Source organism: Streptomyces sp. NPDC102279 (genome assembly GCF_044766365.1).
Classification (GTDB): Bacteria; Actinomycetota; Actinomycetes; order Streptomycetales; family Streptomycetaceae; genus Streptomyces.
This window is the reverse complement of the sequence record NZ_JBIWLU010000001.1, coordinates 714369-730368: the sequence shown is the minus strand read 5'-3', so window position 1 is coordinate 730368 and position 16000 is coordinate 714369. Positions and strand designations below refer to the sequence as shown.

21 protein-coding genes are annotated in these 16000 nt (G+C 72.4%); 15 read left to right on the top strand and 6 right to left on the bottom strand.

Going from position 1 to position 16000, the window contains the following annotated elements; translation table 11 throughout:
* Positions 1–9: 9 nt before the first annotated feature.
* Together ACIRQH_RS03170 and ACIRQH_RS03165 are read right to left on the bottom strand one after the other, a co-directional pair.
* On the bottom strand, positions 10–594 hold the full coding sequence (locus ACIRQH_RS03170) for a DUF4383 domain-containing protein (RefSeq protein ID WP_404223900.1): 585 nt from the start codon (positions 592–594) through the stop codon (positions 10–12).
* 126 nt (positions 595–720) lie between these two features.
* Positions 721–1182 (bottom strand): SRPBCC family protein, encoded by a 462-nt coding sequence (locus ACIRQH_RS03165; RefSeq protein WP_358821264.1) that lies wholly within the window; start codon positions 1180–1182, stop codon positions 721–723.
* Between the two features lie 169 nt (positions 1183–1351).
* Here ACIRQH_RS03165 and ACIRQH_RS03160 point away from each other — a divergent pair, with 169 nt between their 5' ends.
* The 7 genes from ACIRQH_RS03160 to ACIRQH_RS03130 all read left to right on the top strand — a co-directional run bounded on the left by ACIRQH_RS03160 (position 1352) and on the right by ACIRQH_RS03130 (position 6756).
* Entirely contained in the window at positions 1352–1528 is a 177-nt protein-coding gene (locus ACIRQH_RS03160) for a hypothetical protein (protein ID WP_203659033.1), read from the top strand.
* Positions 1529–1705: 177 nt separating this feature from the next.
* Positions 1706–3373, top strand: a complete 1668-nt coding sequence (locus ACIRQH_RS03155) for a SpoIIE family protein phosphatase (protein ID WP_404223993.1) — start codon at positions 1706–1708, stop codon at positions 3371–3373.
* A 368-nt stretch (positions 3374–3741) separates the two neighbouring features.
* A complete protein-coding gene (locus tag ACIRQH_RS03150) occupies positions 3742–4017 on the top strand; it encodes a hypothetical protein (protein WP_388932282.1) in 276 nt (91 codons plus the stop codon).
* Between the two features lie 210 nt (positions 4018–4227).
* Positions 4228–4593, top strand: coding sequence for a PRC-barrel domain containing protein (locus ACIRQH_RS03145; protein WP_388865249.1), 366 nt, complete (start codon positions 4228–4230; stop codon positions 4591–4593).
* A 156-nt stretch (positions 4594–4749) separates the two neighbouring features.
* The gene (locus tag ACIRQH_RS03140) at positions 4750–5121 is read left to right on the top strand and encodes an STAS domain-containing protein (protein WP_388865251.1); all 372 of its coding nucleotides are present in this window, start codon (positions 4750–4752) and stop codon (positions 5119–5121) included.
* A gap of 80 nt (positions 5122–5201) precedes the next feature.
* The gene (locus ACIRQH_RS03135; protein ID WP_388865252.1) at positions 5202–5657 is read left to right on the top strand and encodes an ATP-binding protein; all 456 of its coding nucleotides are present in this window, start codon (positions 5202–5204) and stop codon (positions 5655–5657) included.
* A gap of 439 nt (positions 5658–6096) precedes the next feature.
* Positions 6097–6756: a fasciclin domain-containing protein gene (locus ACIRQH_RS03130; protein WP_388865254.1), complete on the top strand. Its 660-nt coding sequence runs from the start codon at positions 6097–6099 to the stop codon at positions 6754–6756.
* 174 nt (positions 6757–6930) lie between these two features.
* Here the strand turns inward: ACIRQH_RS03130 and ACIRQH_RS03125 are convergent, their stop codons facing one another.
* The 3 genes from ACIRQH_RS03125 to ACIRQH_RS03115 are packed head-to-tail and all read right to left on the bottom strand — an operon-like array spanning position 6931 to position 8479.
* Positions 6931–7269: a hypothetical protein gene (locus tag ACIRQH_RS03125; protein ID WP_404223896.1), complete on the bottom strand. Its 339-nt coding sequence runs from the start codon at positions 7267–7269 to the stop codon at positions 6931–6933.
* On the bottom strand, positions 7266–7901 hold the full coding sequence (locus ACIRQH_RS03120) for an Asp23/Gls24 family envelope stress response protein (protein WP_358821257.1): 636 nt from the start codon (positions 7899–7901) through the stop codon (positions 7266–7268). Before ACIRQH_RS03120 ends, ACIRQH_RS03125 begins: the two co-directional genes overlap by 4 nt.
* Entirely contained in the window at positions 7898–8479 is a 582-nt protein-coding gene (locus ACIRQH_RS03115) for an RNA polymerase sigma factor (protein WP_388865258.1), read from the bottom strand. Before ACIRQH_RS03115 ends, ACIRQH_RS03120 begins: the two co-directional genes overlap by 4 nt.
* Before the next feature lie 217 nt (positions 8480–8696).
* Here ACIRQH_RS03115 and ACIRQH_RS03110 point away from each other — a divergent pair, with 217 nt between their 5' ends.
* The 8 genes from ACIRQH_RS03110 (at position 8697) to ACIRQH_RS03075 (ending at position 14511) form a co-directional block, all read left to right on the top strand.
* The gene (locus ACIRQH_RS03110; protein WP_388865260.1) at positions 8697–9236 is read left to right on the top strand and encodes an Asp23/Gls24 family envelope stress response protein; all 540 of its coding nucleotides are present in this window, start codon (positions 8697–8699) and stop codon (positions 9234–9236) included.
* Between the two features lie 69 nt (positions 9237–9305).
* Entirely contained in the window at positions 9306–9491 is a 186-nt protein-coding gene (locus ACIRQH_RS03105; protein WP_358821254.1) for a hypothetical protein, read from the top strand.
* A complete protein-coding gene (locus ACIRQH_RS03100; RefSeq protein WP_388865263.1) occupies positions 9488–10591 on the top strand; it encodes a DUF6286 domain-containing protein in 1104 nt (367 codons plus the stop codon). The genes ACIRQH_RS03105 and ACIRQH_RS03100 overlap by 4 nt, the downstream gene beginning before the upstream one ends.
* Positions 10591–11172: a hypothetical protein gene (locus ACIRQH_RS03095; protein WP_388865265.1), complete on the top strand. Its 582-nt coding sequence runs from the start codon at positions 10591–10593 to the stop codon at positions 11170–11172. The genes ACIRQH_RS03100 and ACIRQH_RS03095 overlap by 1 nt, the downstream gene beginning before the upstream one ends.
* A complete protein-coding gene (locus ACIRQH_RS03090) occupies positions 11162–12076 on the top strand; it encodes a YihY/virulence factor BrkB family protein (RefSeq protein ID WP_358821251.1) in 915 nt (304 codons plus the stop codon). The genes ACIRQH_RS03095 and ACIRQH_RS03090 overlap by 11 nt, the downstream gene beginning before the upstream one ends.
* A 77-nt stretch (positions 12077–12153) precedes the next feature.
* Positions 12154–12432 carry a GlsB/YeaQ/YmgE family stress response membrane protein gene (locus ACIRQH_RS03085; protein ID WP_081222608.1) on the top strand — a complete coding sequence of 93 codons (279 nt, stop codon included), beginning with the start codon at positions 12154–12156 and terminating at the stop codon, positions 12430–12432.
* Positions 12433–12647: 215 nt separating this feature from the next.
* The gene (locus tag ACIRQH_RS03080; RefSeq protein WP_358821250.1) at positions 12648–13133 is read left to right on the top strand and encodes a DUF427 domain-containing protein; all 486 of its coding nucleotides are present in this window, start codon (positions 12648–12650) and stop codon (positions 13131–13133) included.
* 169 nt (positions 13134–13302) lie between these two features.
* Entirely contained in the window at positions 13303–14511 is a 1209-nt protein-coding gene (locus ACIRQH_RS03075; RefSeq protein WP_404223892.1) for a cysteine desulfurase-like protein, read from the top strand.
* 69 nt (positions 14512–14580) lie between these two features.
* On the opposite strand, the gene ACIRQH_RS03070 is transcribed toward ACIRQH_RS03075, so the two are convergent.
* Positions 14581–15630 (bottom strand): MerR family transcriptional regulator, encoded by a 1050-nt coding sequence (locus tag ACIRQH_RS03070; protein ID WP_404223890.1) that lies wholly within the window; start codon positions 15628–15630, stop codon positions 14581–14583.
* Positions 15631–16000: the final 370 nt, after the last annotated feature.

The window sequence follows — 16000 nt, the reverse complement described above, 5'->3', positions numbered from 1 at the left end:
TCGAGCCGTTCAGCCGGTGCCCCGCCGGCCGGGCGTGCCGGTCCGGCCGTCGAGGGCCGTCCGCGTGCCGCCCGCGGGAAGTGTTCCGGCCGGGGTGGGCTGCCTGCGCCGGGCCAGGGACTCCTGCGCGGCCTCGCGGGGGTGGCGCCGCTGCCAGTACGGGTTGTCGTGCGACAGCTTGCTCGACACGCGCCCGTACATGCCGAACGTCAGGATCACCAGCCCCATCACGAAGCTGAAGATGACGTTGGTCATGCCGAAGCCGAGGACGTTGGCCGGCCGGTCGAGGATGAAGATGTGCGCGAACCCGCTGAGCAGGAACAGCGTTCCGACCACCATGTTGAGGCCGGAGGCGAAGTTCCCGCCGATGAAGCCGCCGGCGATCAGCGCGGCGCCGACCAGGACGGAGATGAGGCTGAGAGCGCCGTTGCTGGACAGCCCCGCGACGGTGTTCCCGTCCGTGGTGAACGGGCTGAGTGCGTCGGCGAAGCCGAGGCTGCCGAAGACGAGCAACACCACACCGCAGAAGGCGGCACCCCAGCGGTACACGGCACCCAACTGGTGGTCGACCGGCAGTTCGTCCTGGAGCTTCATGGAACTTCCCTTCGCTACCGGGAGAGGGCACACGCGCGATGCCCGTTACCTGTGCTTTGCCCCTTTATTCCGGCGGACATGGCTGCTCGGTTGCACCGGCGGAGCGGGAAATGGGGGAGCACGTGATCAGCCGGCGGGCTGCCCCTCGGCGCCGAGGTGGCCGGCCACCGCCTCCGGCATCCGCCGGACCACCTCGTCCCCCAGTCGCTCGAACTCCTTGCGGAGGAACGGGGACGCCAGCTTGGCCACTCCGCGGAACTCGATACGGGCCCGGTAGGTGAGCCGCGTCCCCCCGTCCTCCTCGCGGAAGGTCATGTCGTCCGTCGAGGTGGCCGTCCGGTTCCGCCCGACGAAGGTCAGCCGCCGGTCCTCGCAACGGACCAGCCGATAGAGGAGTTCGGTGCGCCGCCCGCGGAACTCCGAGACGTTCTGCCATTCGGATCCCTTGGTGACGGGAGCACCGGGCCGGGCCGGACGGCAGCTCACCGTTCCCGGATCCCACTCCTCCGTGTGAGCGAAGTCCGCCAGGTACGCCACCACGTCGGGCAGGGGGTGGTGCAGCGTGAGCGTGCGCTCGACCTCGATCATCGAATCTCCCTTACGCGGTCATCGGAGGGCATGGTGTACGGAATGCGGCGCGTTCTCCCCTCTTCCGGGCGGGACCGCGCGGCGGATGCAGCGGAATCGGCACCCGACAGAGTGTCGAGTCGCAACCTCTGGGCATCCGGTCTCCACCACTTCGACACAGGGAGACCTCATGCTCGGCATCGTTGCCGCTGTACTGTTTTTCATTTCGTTCCTCATCAACGCGGCGGACATATCGACGAACGACGTGTTCACCTCGACGAACGTCATGCTCATCGGTCTCGCCCTCCTCGCCCTGCACGTCGCCGGCGTGGGCAGCGGCTGGGCCACGCGCAGCCGCCGCCGGTGACACCTCGGGCGGGGTCCCGTCGGCGCCGACGCGACGGAACCCCGGCCCGGGTGTCCCCTGTTCGTGTGACTTCGCGTGAGCGGCTTGCCGTGGGCGGACCGGCCGAGAGATGGTTGCCGGACGGAAACAATTGGTCGTCCGGAAAGGTGGTGGGCCCGCAGACGCGCGCCCTTGCTCGTGGACACTTCCCAGCAGCCTCCTGCCAGCCCGGGTGGCGTCGGCCCCGGCGTCACGTGGGGTTCCGCCCCCTACCCCGTGGTGGTCGCGGACCCATCCGGCGCAGTGATCGACCTGAACGTCGCGGCGGCCGCCCTCTTCCCGGGTGCCGTCACCGGCGGGCCGCTGCGCGACGTCGTACCCGAATGGATGGCCGACGCGCACGCGCGGCTGCGGACGAACGTCCCGGGCCCCCGGCGTGCCGGTCCTGCTCCGCCCGCGGGCGGCCGCGTCGGAGACCGTACGTTCGAGGCGCACCCCACCTGCACCGAGGACGGCGACGTCATGTGGTGGCTGGTCGACGACACCGACCGGCGCCTCGCAGAGGACGCCCTCAAGAGCGAGCGCGAACGCACCGCCTTCCTGGCCGGCGCCTCCAGCGCCCTCCTCGCGTCGCTGAACGTCGAGCGGTGCATGGAGGTCACGGCCCGCCTGGCGGCGGAGCACCTCGCCGACGCCGCCGTGATCGTCGCCCCGGCGTGCGGCCGCACGGTGCCCCTCACCGTCTGCGGTCCGGACGGCGTCCTGGTGCACCGCACCGTGCTGGAGGACGTCGGTCAACTGCCCGGGCTCAGCGACGCCCTGCGGGGATTCCCGCCCGTGCCCGCCCGCTGGATCGATCCTGCCCGTGTCCCCGGATGGATCGTCCCCGACGGCTTCACCGAACCCGTCGGCTCCGCTCTCGTGACACCGCTGCCCGGTCACGGTGCACCGGCGGGCGCCCTGATCCTGCTCCGCTCCAGCCACCACGCCGCGTTCACGGAGAGCGAGGAGATCCTCGCCCGCCTCTTCGCCTCACGCGCGGGCGCGGCCATGTCGGCGGCCCGTATGTACGCCCGGCAGGCGGCCATCACCACGACCCTCATGCGCGAACTGCTGCCGCCCCGGCTGCACAGCGTGCACGGCGTGGAGTTCGCCGGGAAGTACCGTCCCGCGGGCCGGACCGAGCGAGTCGGCGGCGACTTCTACGACGTCCACCCCGGCACCGACGAGGGACAGGAATCCCTCGTCATCCTCGGCGACGTGTGCGGCAAGGGACTCGAAGCCGCCGTGCTGACGGGCAAGATCCGCAACACGGTGCAGGCACTCCTGCCACTCGCCTCGGACCACCAGCGCCTACTCGGCCTGCTCAACGGCGCGTTGATGAACTCCCACCACACCCGCTTCGCCACCCTCGCCATGGCCTCCGTCGTCCGCCGCGGCGGAATGGTCCACCTGCGCGTCACCAGCGCGGGCCACCCGCCGCCGCTGATCGTGCGCGCCGACGGTCTGGTCGAGCAGGCGAAGACCCGGGGGGCACTGGTCGGCGCGTTCTGGGAGATCAGCTCCACCACCGCCCACGTGGAACTGGCGCCGGGTGAGACCTGCCTGTTCTTCACGGACGGCATCACCGAGGCGAAGGGAGGACCGTCGGGAGACGAACTCTTCGGCGTCCAGCGGCTGGAGACCGCGCTCACCCGGTGCGCGGGCATGCCGGCCCAGGCCGTGGTCGAGCACGTCCAGATGCTCGCCGCGCGGTGGGTCGGACGCGGACTCCACGACGACATGGCGACCGTCGCGGTCACCGCCCCCCACCACGCGCACCTGAGCGCGGTGAACGGCCACACCAGGGGCAGGTACACCGCATGACCGCTCCTCCCGCCCGGTATGTCGAGGGAACGGCGCTCGGTCCGGCCCGGGAAAGCCTGTGGTCGGCCGTCCACACGGATGACCACAGTCGTCCTCGCCGCGGGCGGTGTCCCCGACCAGATCCTCTGCCCCGCCCGCGACCTGCCGGCCGTCCGGCCCAAGGACTTCCCGCGCGCCTGCCGCACGCCGGCCGGCGCCCCGGGAGGCGCTCCGGACCCGAGGAGCGCCCCTCTTCACGATCCCCCGCCCCGGAAAGCTCGCATGACGACTTCGCGTCCACCGTCCTTCACCCTCACCGTCGAGGCCGAGACCACCGATCCGGTGGTCCGCGTCGACGGAGCCTCGACCACGAGACCTGCGACGAGCTGATGAGCACCGTCGAACAGAACCTCGCCGTCCGGCACACCGCAGAGAGACGGCTCCTCGACCCGCGTCTCGTCTTCGCCGGACTCAGCGGGATCGACTCGATGGGACTGTCCGTCCCGCTGATGATCCGGCGGCGTACCGACGCGGCCCGCGTGCGCCTCCACCTGGACGAGCGCCCGCCGCAGCTGGAACGGCTGCTGGAGATCACGGGGACCCTCGACCACCTCACGGCACCCTGCGACGTGAGGGACGGCGAGCAACACCCCGGAACGGGCTGAGGGGCGTGGTGCCGCCGGGCCATGGGGGCATTCGACCCCAAGGGCCCTGATGCGCGGAGAGATTCCACCGAATGCAGACCGGATAGCAGGGTATTTGCAGCTCAGAGGGCGGCACGGAGGCGGATTCCCGCCTTCTGGCCTGCTCCCTGCCGCGTACGCGCCATGAGCGTGTCGACGGCAGGGCGGACCGGCGAGCTGAAGGAGGACGACATGACCGTCGACAGAATCTGGTCGTACGCACCGGAGTTCAACCACCCCGAGGTGCACGAACTGGCCGGCTACAGCGTCGAGGCCACCGACGGGACCATAGGGCATGTGGACCGGCAGGCGGACGACGCCGGGATGCGGCACCTCGTCGTCGACACAGGTGTGTGGGTGTTCGGGAAGAGCGTGCTGGTTCCCGTGGGCGTGGTCGACGGCATCGACACCGAGACGCAGAAGATCACCGTGGCGTGCAGCCGCGAGGAGATCAAGTCCGCGCCCGTGTTCAAGACCGACCGGGAGACGCTCGACCCGACGTACCTCTCCAGTGTCGGGAGCTACTACCGGGGTCTGCCGCCGCGGCAGCCCGCGTGAGTCGCCGTCAGGCGTCGGCCGGGGGTGCGGTGGCCGCGATCCGTGGCCGTGCATCCATGAACGGCTCCCGTGCCGTGCGGCACGGGAGCCACGCACGGACCATGACGCCCGGATCGAGGGGTGACCTTGCGCGATCAGACGGGAAAGAGTGTGCAGATGCCCGACGGGCCGGCGGCCTCCGTGACGCACCGGGCGGCCCAAGACGCCTTCGTCGTGCGGGTGGGTGGCGACATCGACTACGAGACCGCGTGCCATCTCGAAGAGGCGCTCGACCTCGCGGAGCGTGTGGGCTCGTCCCGCACGGTGGTCGACCTGTCGGAGACGACCTTCGCGGACTCGTCGATCCTGCACGTCCTCCTCGAGGCACAGCGCGCCCACCGGGCCTGCGGCACACCCATGGTGGTCTGCGGACCGTTCAGTGACATCGTTCGGAGGCTGTTCGACGTGACAGGGACCGCGGGCTTCTTCGTCCTCGCCGACAGTGTCCAGGAAGCGCTGGAACTCCCGGTCAGGGCGAGCGAGCGATGACCCCCGCCAACCGCCCTCCCGCGGCCGGCCGAAGCGCGGGAGCGGGCGGTTCGGGGGAGTCGGATCTCAGGGACGCCACCGTGACGCACCAGAACGAAGCCCCGCAGCTCGTCTCTCCCACCGAGCCGTTCGCCCGTCCGCCCACGGTCGAACTCGCCGTCACCAGCGCCGCGACCGCGCGCCGCCACGTGCAGACGGTCCTGCGCGAGCACCCGGGAGCCCCGGCCTGCGGGATGAAACAGGAGGCGGTCATCGACCTGCTGCTCGTCGTCTCGGAACTGGTCACGAACGCGATCCGGCACGGTGACGGGCTCGCCGGATTCGCGGCGGCCCCGACCGACGGCGGCGTACGGCTGGAGGTGCGTGACCGCAGCGACATCGTCCCCACCCAGGCCTACGGCACCGGGGAGATCCCGCAGCACCGTCAGGCGAACGGGTACGGATGGCCCTTGATCATCCGTCTCTCCCGGGACATCACCATCGAGCCGTGTCCGGACGGCGGTAAGTCGATCCGGGTGTTCGTCCCCCTGGGCTGAACCGATCCCGTCTCCTGTCCTGGAGCCGCGGCCACCGTGCCGCGGCTTCGACGCGTTCGGGGCCGGTACGCCGGTACGCCGGTGCGTCAGGGGGGCGTCGACCCAGGCGCGCTGGAGTCGTGTCGGGGGTGCCGGGCGGCGGACGGTCGGCCGACGAGGGGTGCGAGCGCCTTCTCCGAAGCTGCTCGCGTTCCGGATTGGTCGTGGAAGGGATTTCCCCCGAATCGGCGATTGCGCGAACTCCGACCAATCCAGGACCGCCCCCGCGTCGGATTCCCCGTGTGAGCCGAGAAACGAGGAGTTCGACAACCGCCCCCGGGCGTACGGCAGGTGCCTCTTTGAGGACCGCCCTTTCGTCCTCCACGGAATTTCCGCTCGAAAACCACGGCATTTGCCGGCCAGCGCCGCGAATGCTGCATCGTTCCGACAGGAGAACCTCATGAGCATGCGTATCCGTCACGTCGCGGTGGCCTTCGCCACTGCCGCTGTACTGCCGATCGCCCTGACGGCCTGTTCCAGCGACAGCAAGGACAGCGACGCGTCGAGTTCGGCGAAGGCGTCCGCCTCCGCGTCGGCCTCGGACGACGCTTCCACCGGTTCCTCGGGGATGGCGGGCAGCTCGGACGAGCCGTTCGGACCGGGCTGCGCCTCGGTCCCGAAGAACGGCGCGGGATCCTTCGACGGCATGGCCAAGGACCCGGTCGCGACGGCGGCGTCGAACAACCCGGCGCTGTCGACCCTGGTGACGGCCGTGAAGAAGGCCGGTCTGGTGGACACGCTGAACAACGCGGAGAACATCACCGTGTTCGCGCCGACGAACGACGCGTTCGCGAAGATTCCGAAGGCGACCCTGGACAAGGTTCTGGCCGACAAGGCGCAGCTGACGAAGATTCTGACCTACCACGTCGTGGGCCAGAAGCTGGCGCCGAAGGACCTGGAGAAGGGCTCCTTCGACACGCTGGAGAAGAGCAAGCTGACGACCAGCGGTTCGGGGGAGTCGTACACCGTGAACGACTCCGCCAAGGTGGTGTGCGGCAATGTGAAGACCGCCAACGCCAACGTGTACATCATCGACACCGTCCTGATGCCCAAGAGCTGACGCGGCGCATCGCCGGCCCCGCGGGAGACGGCCGCGGGGCCGCCAGGGGTTTCCTGTGGCGGGCAGGAAAGGGGAGTGACCGGGACGCGCGTCCGTTCCGGGCACTCCCTGTCCCCATGCCTCCATCCCCTGAGGGCCATCGCACGCGCGCCGGGGTGCGACGGGCCCGTTCCGCTACACGAGTCCGGTGACGGTGACCCGTACCGAGGCCTTGCTGTCGGGGAGCAGCGTCGTGAGTGACTCCTCCAGCGCCTGGCGCGTGGCGCGGGCGACGTCCGCGGCGCGGCGCTCCTTGCGCGCCACGATCCGCACGTCCACCTCCCACGGCTCGGACCCGTCGCAGCGTGTCACCCGGATCCCCGCCGTCTGCCCGCCGGACCGTCCGGCCCCCGCACCCGTGCGCGAGCGCAGCAGATCGCCGAGGCCGGGCTTCAGGAACGCGACCCCCGACACCTCGAGGACCGTCCGTGCCAGCGCCTCCGTCAACGTGTCGTGCACGGCGAACCGCGTCATCGGTCCTGGCCTTCCTCGAAGTCGGCCACGGGGCCGGTCAGATCGGTGATGCGGATGTCCACGGCCGTCACGTCCATCCCGAGGCGGGTGCGTGCCGCGTCGAGCACCCGCTCCCTCACCCGCTCGGCGAGGTGTTCCAGCGCGGCACCCGCGGGGGCGACGATGTCCAGCCGCACGTCCACCCCGGCGGAGTCGCCCGGCGCCGACAGCGCGTGGGGAACGATCCGGCACGACCCGGCACGGACGCCGGCGACCGTCTCCCCGGCGGTACGCAGCGTGCGGGCCGCGACCGCTTCCATGATCCAGAGGTCCTCGGCGGGGTCACCCAGCGGGAGGGGCCTGCCGGGCCGCAGTTCGACCCGGACGACGTCCATCACCCGCCGTGTCAGCGGCGTGGCGTCGTACGAGGCGACGGTGTCCGTCTCGTCGCGGAGGCCGCCGACGAGGGACTCCAGCCGGGTCCACTCGTCGCGGGCCCGCCCGCAGTGCGGGCACCGCTCCCCGTGGGAGTCGGTACGGGCGGGGTCCTCCGCGATCTCCCAGACCTCGGAGAGCGGACGCCCACAGGGCAGCAGTTCGTCGTCCTCGTCGGGCCCGAGCCGGCGGTCCGGCGGACCGGAGTGGTGGGTCATCGCCAAGCCCCCATCGCTTGTGTCAGTCGGTGTCGTGCGCGGAAGACACGGGCGCGGACCGCCTGTTGGCTGATCCCGACGGTGTCCGCGATGAACTCGTAGGAGCGGCCGTCCAGTTCGCGCAGCACCCAGCATGTGCGCTGTTCCGCCGACAGGTCCGCGAGCGCGGTCTGCAGCTCGCCCAGCGCCGCCCGGGACTCCGCCAGCCGCGCCGGCGAGGCGACGTGCTCGGGAGCGGCGATCTCCGCGACCGCGTCGAGGCCGCTCTCCTGCCGCCGGGCGCGCAGCACGTTGAGGCAGCGGTGCGTGACGATCCGGTACATCCAGGTGCCGAAGGAGGACCGGCCCTGGAACTCGGGCAGCTTGCGCCACGCGCTCACGAAGGCGTCCTGCACGGCGTCCTCGGCCTCCGAACGGCTGCCGAGCAGCCGCGCCGCCAGCCCCACCAGCCGCGGGGCATGCCGTCGTACGAGCGACTCGAAGGCCTCCTCGTCGCCCTCGGCCGCCCGCGTGGCCAGCAGTACGTCGTCGGACGCGACGTCCTCAGGCTGGGTGATCTGTCTCTGGGCCCCCGGCACTCGGTGGCTCCTCTCGCTCGCCTCTGCGGGTTGGACACGCCTGCGCGGTTCCCTGTTACGCACCCGCGGCGCCCGCGGATGCATCCGTTGCGTCCTGTTGTCCGGCGGAGGAGGGCGCACTCCGGAAAGAGAACGTGGTCGGGCCGCGTAACAGAACGGCCCCGGCCGGGTCTGTCGTGGAGAAGGCAGTTCACACCGAGTGAAGTGGGAGATCGTCATGACCACCCAGCAGACAGCGCCGGAGTCCCGCCGCGAGACCGCCCCCTCCCGCCCCGAGCCGACGCCCTCGGCGCGTGTGGCGGGCGGCGCCGGGGCCACCGGATCGACCACGCTGAGCGGTGGCCTGTCCGGCGCGGGCGCGCCGGCCGAGAGCCGGGGCAGGACGTCCATCGCCGACGTCGTCGTCGTGAAGATCGCCGGAATCGCCGCGCGGGAGATTCCCGGTGTGCACGACATGGGCGGCGGGCTGTCCCGCACGATCGGCGCGGTGCGCGACCGTGTGCCCGGCGGACGCCCGAACGTGGGCCGCGGGGTGAAGGTCGAGGTCGGCGAGCGGCAGACCGCGATCGACCTCGACCTGGTGGTCGAGTACGGGGTGCCCATCACCGACGTCGCCCGCGACGTGCGCGAGAACGTCGTCTCCGCGGTGGAGCGCATCACCGGCCTGGAGGTCGTGGAGGTGAACGTCACGGTCAACGACGTGCATCTTCCGGAGGACGACGGTGAGGAGGCGTACGGGGACTCGCGCGTGGAATGAGAGCCCCGACAGGCCCTGAACAAACCCGCGGCCGCGGAAGCCGGCCCGACCGGCGGTGAGAGGTGAGGAATGAGCAGAGCGATCGTCGGCATGTTCGTGGGCATGGCCCTGGCGTTCGCCGGCTACTTCGGCGGGTTCGGCGCGTTCCTGCTGGTGGCGGTACTCGGCGCGGTCGGCTACGGCGTGGGCCGTTACCTGGAGGGTGGGGTCCGTCGTGAGGACCTCCGGGACCTCTTCGAGCGGAGGAACCGATGACGGACGCGGCGGTGCGCGGCACCACCACCGTCTCGGAGAAGGCCGTACGCAAGATCGCCGAGCGCGCGGTCGCCGAGGCCCTCCCGGGTCAGGCGCGTCCGTCGGCCCGCGGCTCCGCGTCCGTTCGCGGCCGGACGGCCGTCGTGTCCCTCGGCATCACCCTCCCTTACCCGGCACCGCTCGCCGCGACCGCCGAGCGCGTCGAACGGCATGTGACGGCCCGCACCGGCCGGCTCACCGGCCTGCGTGTGGGGCCCGCGCGGGTCACCGTGACCGGACTCACCGGTCCCGCTCGACCGTCGGCACCCACGCTCGCGAAGCCCCCCGCCTCCGGCCGCACACCCCGGCGTCATTGGTCGGCGCGGCGCGTCCCCGTCGTGGGACTCGCTCTCGCGGTGGCCCTCGGCTGCGGCGCGGTCGCCGTCGACGTGCTGCGGGTCCATCTCGCCGGGCACCCGGCCGCCGCCTGGCGGACCGGGCTGCTGGACACGCTGGAACAGCGCGGTCCTGCGGACCTGCCGGTCGCCTTCGGGATCGCCCTCGCGGGAGTCGGCCTCTGGCTGTGCGTGCTCGCTCTGACACCCGGCCGCCGGGGCCTGCTGGGCGCCGCTCCACCCGGCCTGAACGCCGCGGTGGACCGCACGGCGGTGGCCTCGGTGATCCGCGACGCCGTCGCGGACGTGCCCGGGACCGAGAAGGTACGGGTACGCGTCGGCCGCAGGCGCGCCCGTGTCCGGGCCGCACTGGCCTTCGGCGAGCGGGACGCCACGGCCGAGGCAGCCGTGGCCGCGGCCCACCGGGCCATCGACGGCTGCGCGTTGCGCCGGGCTCCGCGCCTGCGCGTCACGGTCCGGCCGACTCGGGCGTGGCAGCCGCCCGGCTCGGAACCCGGGTCGCCGGAGTCCCGGCCGGCGGATCCCCGGTCGGGTGAATCAGGACCGTACGAACCCCGGCCCGTGGCGCCCCTGACCGGGGGACCCACGCTTGCGGGACCACGATCCGTGGAACACCCCTCAGCGGAGCCGCGGTTCTCCGGGCCTCGGCCGGCGGACCCGCCGGCCCGTGCCGAGACCGCCCGGCCCGCCGGAAGCGAGGCGTGATGGAACAGCCGTCCGGCACGGTCAACCGTGCCGCACTGGCCGCGGCGGGACTCGTCCTGCTGTCGGCCGGCATCTGGTCGGCGACCGCCGGCGCGTCCGTGGCGGACCGGATGCCGGGGTGGTGGCCGAGAGCGGACGCCGACGCCGTGTGGGTCTCCGCCGGTCAGGTGGCCGAACTGCGCGAGCACGCATGGTGGGTTCCGGCGGCCGTCGCCGCGACGGCCCTCGCCGCGCTCCTCTGCCTCCTGTGGGCGGCGAGCCGGATCAGCGGCGGGACCCGCCCGCGCCTGGCCCTCACCCCCCGGGGTGCCGTCCTGCGGACCCGGGCCCTCGCCGACCTGCTCACCCGGCGTACGTCCGCCCTCCCCGGCGTCGCCCACAGCCGCGTCGCCGTCCGTGCCCGCCGCGGACGGCTGTACGTACGTGCCCACGTCCGGCTCGCCCCGGACACCGCACCGAACGGAGTTCTCTTGACCCTGGCCGCGCTCATGGAGGAAGCACGGGCCGCGGCCGCCCCGTGCCGGGTCCTCACCCACGTACGGATCAGCAGCCGTTCCCAACGGACCGCGCATGTCCGCTGAGCCAGGACCCAACGGCGCGATCGAGACGGTGCGGCCCACCCGGCTGCCACGCCCCCGTCCCGCCCTGTGGTGGCCGGCGCTGCGCCGCACCCCGGTGTCGATGTGGAACGACGACGTCTCCGACTGGGCCGCCGCGCTGACGTACTACGCGATCCTGGCCGTCCTGCCGGCGATGCTCGTCATGGTCGTCGCCTTCGGCCTGATCAGTCCGGACACCGCGGAGCAGTTCATCGCCCACGTCACGGCGTACGCGCCCGCCCAGTCTGGGGCGGAACTGCACCAGGCGCTGGGGGAGATGCTGCGGCAGCGGTCGGCGGCCTGGACCCTGCTCGTCGCGGGGGCGGCCAGCGCGCTCTGGTCGGCCTCCAGCTATCTCGCCGTGTTCCGCCGTGCCCTGCACCGGATGCACGACGTGGCGGACCGCCGTTCGGCCTGGCGCACCGCGCACCGCCTGGTACTGACCGCGCTGGCGCTGCTCGGACTGCTCGTCGTGAGCGCACTCGTTCTGCTGCTGACGGGCCCGGTGGCCGAGGCCACGGGCCGGGTGTTCGGCCTAGACGGCCAGGTGGCCGTGGCGTGGGGCGTGCTCCGCTGGCCCCTGCTGCTGTGCCTGGTCGCCCTGTTGGTCGTCGTCGTCTTCCATACGGGCCCCGTGGTCGCGCGCCGACGCCGCTACAGCCTGCCCGGCGGCGTCCTCGCGGCGTTCCTCTGGCTGGTGGTCTCCGCGGGATTCGCCGTGTACGCCTCCATGTTCGGCACCTACAGCAGGCTCTACGGCTCACTCGCGGGGCTCGTCGTCTTCCTCGTCTGGCTGTGGCTGTCCAACCTCGCGCTGCTGGCGGGAGCGCAGTTCGCGGCCGAACTGAGCGAGGCCGCGACGGCCGACCAGAAGGCAACAGTTTGAGATTCGAAGGTTTGTGTCGGCCCGTTCGGCGCACACGGACTGAGGAAGTCACATTCTGTACGGACGGTGGAGGAACTGTGGGCATCATCGCTTGGATTCTGATCGGGTTGCTTGCCGGTGCCATCGCCAAGCTGCTCCTGCCGGGCAAGGACCCGGGCGGCATCATCATCACCATGCTGATCGGCATCGCCGGCGGCCTGCTGGGCGGCTGGCTGGGCAAGGTCATCTTCAACGTCGACTCGGTCGACGGCTTCTTCGAGGTGTCGACGTGGATCGCCGCCATCGTCGGATCGCTGATCCTGCTGATTCTGTACCGGGTGCTGACGGGCAACCGTCGTTCGCACCGACACGCCTGAGGAGTCCGTACTCCCGCAGCGCACCGATGACTCACGGCTCGGGGCCGGCACCGGAATCCTCCGGACGCCGGCCCCGAGCCGTTCGTCGCGCACCGGGAGCCCACCCGGGCCGGCGCCCGCCCACCGTGCATCCGCGGTCACGGTGATCCCCGAAGTCCTCGTGAACGCCGGCCGGACAGGGCGAGCGCGGCGTCCCGGCGCGGACAGGAGTGGTCATGGCACCGCACGGACACCTGAGTCCCGAATCGGTATGGGACTATCCGCGTCCCCCGGCGACGGAACAGGACGATCGGCTCGTCGTCGTCGAGAGCGCCGGAGTACGGATCGCGGAGACCACCCGAGCCCTCCGGGTACTGGAGACCAGCCACCCTCCGGTCTTCTACCTGCCGCCGGACGACGTACGCACCGACCTGCTCCGCCCCACCACGGAACGCAGTCGGTGCGAGTGGAAAGGGCCCGCCGTCTACTGGGACCTGGCCGTCGGCGCCCACGTCCGGCCGAGCGCCGCGTGGAGCTACCCCGAACCGGTGCGGGCGTACGCCTCGCTCGCCGGGCACTTCGCCTTCTACCCGACGCGGGTCGACCGGTGCACGGTGGACGGCGAGCCGGTCACGGCACAGGAGGGCGACTTCTACGGCGGCTGGATCACCGCGGAGATCCGCGGGCCGTTCAAGGGCGGCCCCGGAACGCGGGGTTGGTGAGCCGCCCAGGATGCCCGCCCCCGGCGGCGAAGGCGCCCTCCCCGTCCGGCGGCCGTCCTGCGATGATCGTCGGACACCGTGTGCTCCGTCCGGGCACCGGCCCCGGCCCGCCCGAGCGTGTCCCGGGTCCGGCCCGGCGCGGGGCGCGACCCGTCCGTGAGGAGCCCGAGTGACCTTCGACGTCGGTGCGCTGCGCGCCGAGATCCCCGCCCTGCAGTCCGGTGTCGCCCACTTCGACGGCCCGGGCGGAACGCAGACCCCGGCCCGGGTCGCCCGGGCGATCACCGACGCGCTCACGGGCCCGCTCTCCATCAGGGGACGGCTGACGCCGGGAGAGGCGAACGCGGAGACCTGCGTGCGCGAGTTCCGGGAGGCGATGGCCGACCTGGTGGGCGCCGATCCCTCCGGCGTCGTCTTCGGCCGCAGCGCCACCCAGCTCACGTACGACTTCGCGTACACCCTGGCGAAGGACTGGGCGCCCGGTGACGAGGTCGTGGTCAGCCGCCTCGACCACGACGCGAACATCCGACCCTGGATCCAGGCGGCGACGCGGGCCGGGGCCGTGGTGCGCTGGGCCGACTTCGACCCCGCGACGGGTGAGCTCCCGCCCGAGGCCGTGGGCGACCTGCTGTCCGACCGTACCCGGCTCGTCGCCGTGACCGCCGCGTCGAACCTGATCGGCACGGTCCCCGACATCGCGGCGATCGCCGAGCTCGTCCACCGCCACCCGCGGGCCCTGCTCCACGTGGACGGAGTGCACTACGCCGCCCACGCGTTCGTGGACCTCGCCCGGCTCGGCGCGGACCTCTTCGTCTGCTCGCCCTACAAGTTCCTCGGCCCGCACCACGGCGTCCTGGTCGCTTCCCCGGACCTGCTGGAGGGGCTGCGGCCGGACAAGCTGCTGCCCTCCACCGAGGCCGTGCCCGAGCGCTTCGAACTCGGCACGCTGCCCTACGAAATGCTGGCCGGCACCACCGCCGCCGTCGACCTCCTGGCCGGCCTCGCACCGGACGCGACGGGCGGACGCAGGGACCGGCTCCGGTCCGCGTTCGCGGCCGTCGAGCACCACGAGGAGGCACTGCGTGAGGAGGTGGAGGTGGGGCTGGACGCGCTTCCCGGTGTGACCGTCCACTCCCGGGCCGCCGAACGCACGCCCACTCTGCTGCTGACGTTCGAGGACCGGGACGCGGCCGACGCCTACCGGTTCCTGGCGGATCGCGGTGTGCACGCGCCGGCGGGATCGTTCTACGCCCTGGAGGCGTCCCGGCACCTCGGCCTCGGCGACACGGGCGGACTGCGCGTCGGCCTGTCGCCCTACAACGACAAGGACGACGTGGCACGGCTGTTGGAGGGTCTGGCCGCGTTCTGGCGGTCGTAGCGGGACACGGGCCGAGACGGGGAGAGGCGGAGACAGCGACGCGGCTCCGACGGTGGTGTCGCGGGCAGGTCAGTTCTCCCGTGCGGCGACCAGGCGCAGGGCGTCGGCCAGGTGGCGGGGGCGCAGTAGGCCAGGAACCGACTGTCTGCCCCAGCCGGGTCCGCTCAGCAGGACCTGGCTCTGCGTCCGCGCGCCCCGTACACCCCAGCGGGTGGCGGCGATGTGACGGGCCAGCGGCAGGTTCGCCGTGTCCGACGACTGCGACCACAGGACCACCGCCGAGGGTCCGACGCGGTGGAACGCCGTCATCAGCGCCTCCGGCGGCACGGCACCGCCGAGCATGAGGACCGGAATCCCGCGCTCAGCCAGCGCGGCGTTGAGCGCCTCCAGCGGCAGGGTGTGCGGCTCGCCGGGAAGACACGCGAGCAGGACGGGCGGGGCGACATCGTCCCGTCCACGGCCTGCCGCGGACACGTACACGTGCCGCAGCGTGGCGGAGACGTGCCAGGACAGGAGATGTTCGACCTCGACGTACCGGTCGCCCGACGACTCCCACTTACGGCCCACCGCGCGCAGCGTGGGCACCATGACCTCCTCCCACGCCTTGGTCAGGCCGTGCGCCCGCACCGCCGCCGTCAACTGCTCCTGGATGGCCGAGGCGTCCAGGCGTACGGCGGCCCGCGCGAGTCCCCGGCATTCCTGGCGCACGTCGCCGAGCGGGAGTCCGGAGGGGGACCGCGAGGCCTTGGGCCCCTCCCGCCGGGGTGTGGCCGACGGCCGTTCCGGGATGCGGACGCCGGCCGGATGCCGCGCGACCGCGAGAGGGGAGCCGGGACCAGCGCCCCGCGCCGTCCCCTTCGCGGCGCGCGCGGCCTCGGCGGGGGGCAGGCCGACCGCCGTCAGCCGGCACATCTCCTGGACCATGGCGACGTCGTCGGGGGACCAGCGGCGATGCCGTCCGTCGGGACGCACCGCGGGACCGAGTCCGTACCGACGGTCCCAGGACCGCAGTGTCGTCGGCGACACCCCGAGCTTCCTGGCCAGGAAGCCGGTGGTCACTCCTGCGTCGGCGCCCTCGGCGCTCTCGGTGTCCGCGTCCGCGTGAGCGCTCAGCTCCATGGCCCGGCCTCCCGAGACGCGGCGGGCACGGTGGGCGCGAATCGGTCGACGGGTACGGCCCGGTTCGGGGCTGCGGGCTCCGGCGCACGGCGGTAGCAGGTCATGGCAGGGGCTCGCCTCGCTTCCGAAGCCGTCCGGGACCGGCTGGTCCGCCGGTCTCACCCCTCCTTCGGCCCCGGGACGCGGGACGGATGCAGCGACGGTGACCGGTGTGCGGGGAGGCGCCTTCGACGGGCCGACGGCCGGTATGCGATTGCCGGACGAGGCGCCCGTCATGCCTGGCGGGGAGTCCCGAGCGGTTTCGGGCACACCGACGCCGCGGTCACCCGTCCCCGCACGGCAGCGCGTCCTCCCCGCGGAGCGCGATGGC

What these genes read in the sequence shown, in the direction of transcription:
- ACIRQH_RS03170 (WP_404223900.1), bottom strand. Translation starts at nt 594, where the DNA reads ATGAAGCTCCAGGACGAACTGCCGGTCGACCACCAGTTGGGTGCCGTG.
- ACIRQH_RS03165 (WP_358821264.1), bottom strand. Translation starts at nt 1,182, where the DNA reads ATGATCGAGGTCGAGCGCACGCTCACGCTGCACCACCCCCTGCCCGAC.
- ACIRQH_RS03160 (WP_203659033.1), top strand. Translation starts at nt 1,352, where the DNA reads ATGCTCGGCATCGTTGCCGCTGTACTGTTTTTCATTTCGTTCCTCATC.
- ACIRQH_RS03150 (WP_388932282.1), top strand. Translation starts at nt 3,742, where the DNA reads ATGAGCACCGTCGAACAGAACCTCGCCGTCCGGCACACCGCAGAGAGA.
- ACIRQH_RS03145 (WP_388865249.1), top strand. Translation starts at nt 4,228, where the DNA reads ATGACCGTCGACAGAATCTGGTCGTACGCACCGGAGTTCAACCACCCC.
- ACIRQH_RS03140 (WP_388865251.1), top strand. Translation starts at nt 4,750, where the DNA reads ATGCCCGACGGGCCGGCGGCCTCCGTGACGCACCGGGCGGCCCAAGAC.
- ACIRQH_RS03130 (WP_388865254.1), top strand. Translation starts at nt 6,097, where the DNA reads ATGAGCATGCGTATCCGTCACGTCGCGGTGGCCTTCGCCACTGCCGCT.
- ACIRQH_RS03125 (WP_404223896.1), bottom strand. Translation starts at nt 7,269, where the DNA reads ATGACGCGGTTCGCCGTGCACGACACGTTGACGGAGGCGCTGGCACGG.
- ACIRQH_RS03120 (WP_358821257.1), bottom strand. Translation starts at nt 7,901, where the DNA reads ATGACCCACCACTCCGGTCCGCCGGACCGCCGGCTCGGGCCCGACGAG.
- ACIRQH_RS03110 (WP_388865260.1), top strand. Translation starts at nt 8,697, where the DNA reads ATGACCACCCAGCAGACAGCGCCGGAGTCCCGCCGCGAGACCGCCCCC.
- ACIRQH_RS03105 (WP_358821254.1), top strand. Translation starts at nt 9,306, where the DNA reads ATGAGCAGAGCGATCGTCGGCATGTTCGTGGGCATGGCCCTGGCGTTC.
- ACIRQH_RS03100 (WP_388865263.1), top strand. Translation starts at nt 9,488, where the DNA reads ATGACGGACGCGGCGGTGCGCGGCACCACCACCGTCTCGGAGAAGGCC.
- ACIRQH_RS03095 (WP_388865265.1), top strand. Translation starts at nt 10,591, where the DNA reads ATGGAACAGCCGTCCGGCACGGTCAACCGTGCCGCACTGGCCGCGGCG.
- ACIRQH_RS03090 (WP_358821251.1), top strand. Translation starts at nt 11,162, where the DNA reads ATGTCCGCTGAGCCAGGACCCAACGGCGCGATCGAGACGGTGCGGCCC.
- ACIRQH_RS03080 (WP_358821250.1), top strand. Translation starts at nt 12,648, where the DNA reads ATGGCACCGCACGGACACCTGAGTCCCGAATCGGTATGGGACTATCCG.
- ACIRQH_RS03070 (WP_404223890.1), bottom strand. Translation starts at nt 15,630, where the DNA reads ATGGAGCTGAGCGCTCACGCGGACGCGGACACCGAGAGCGCCGAGGGC.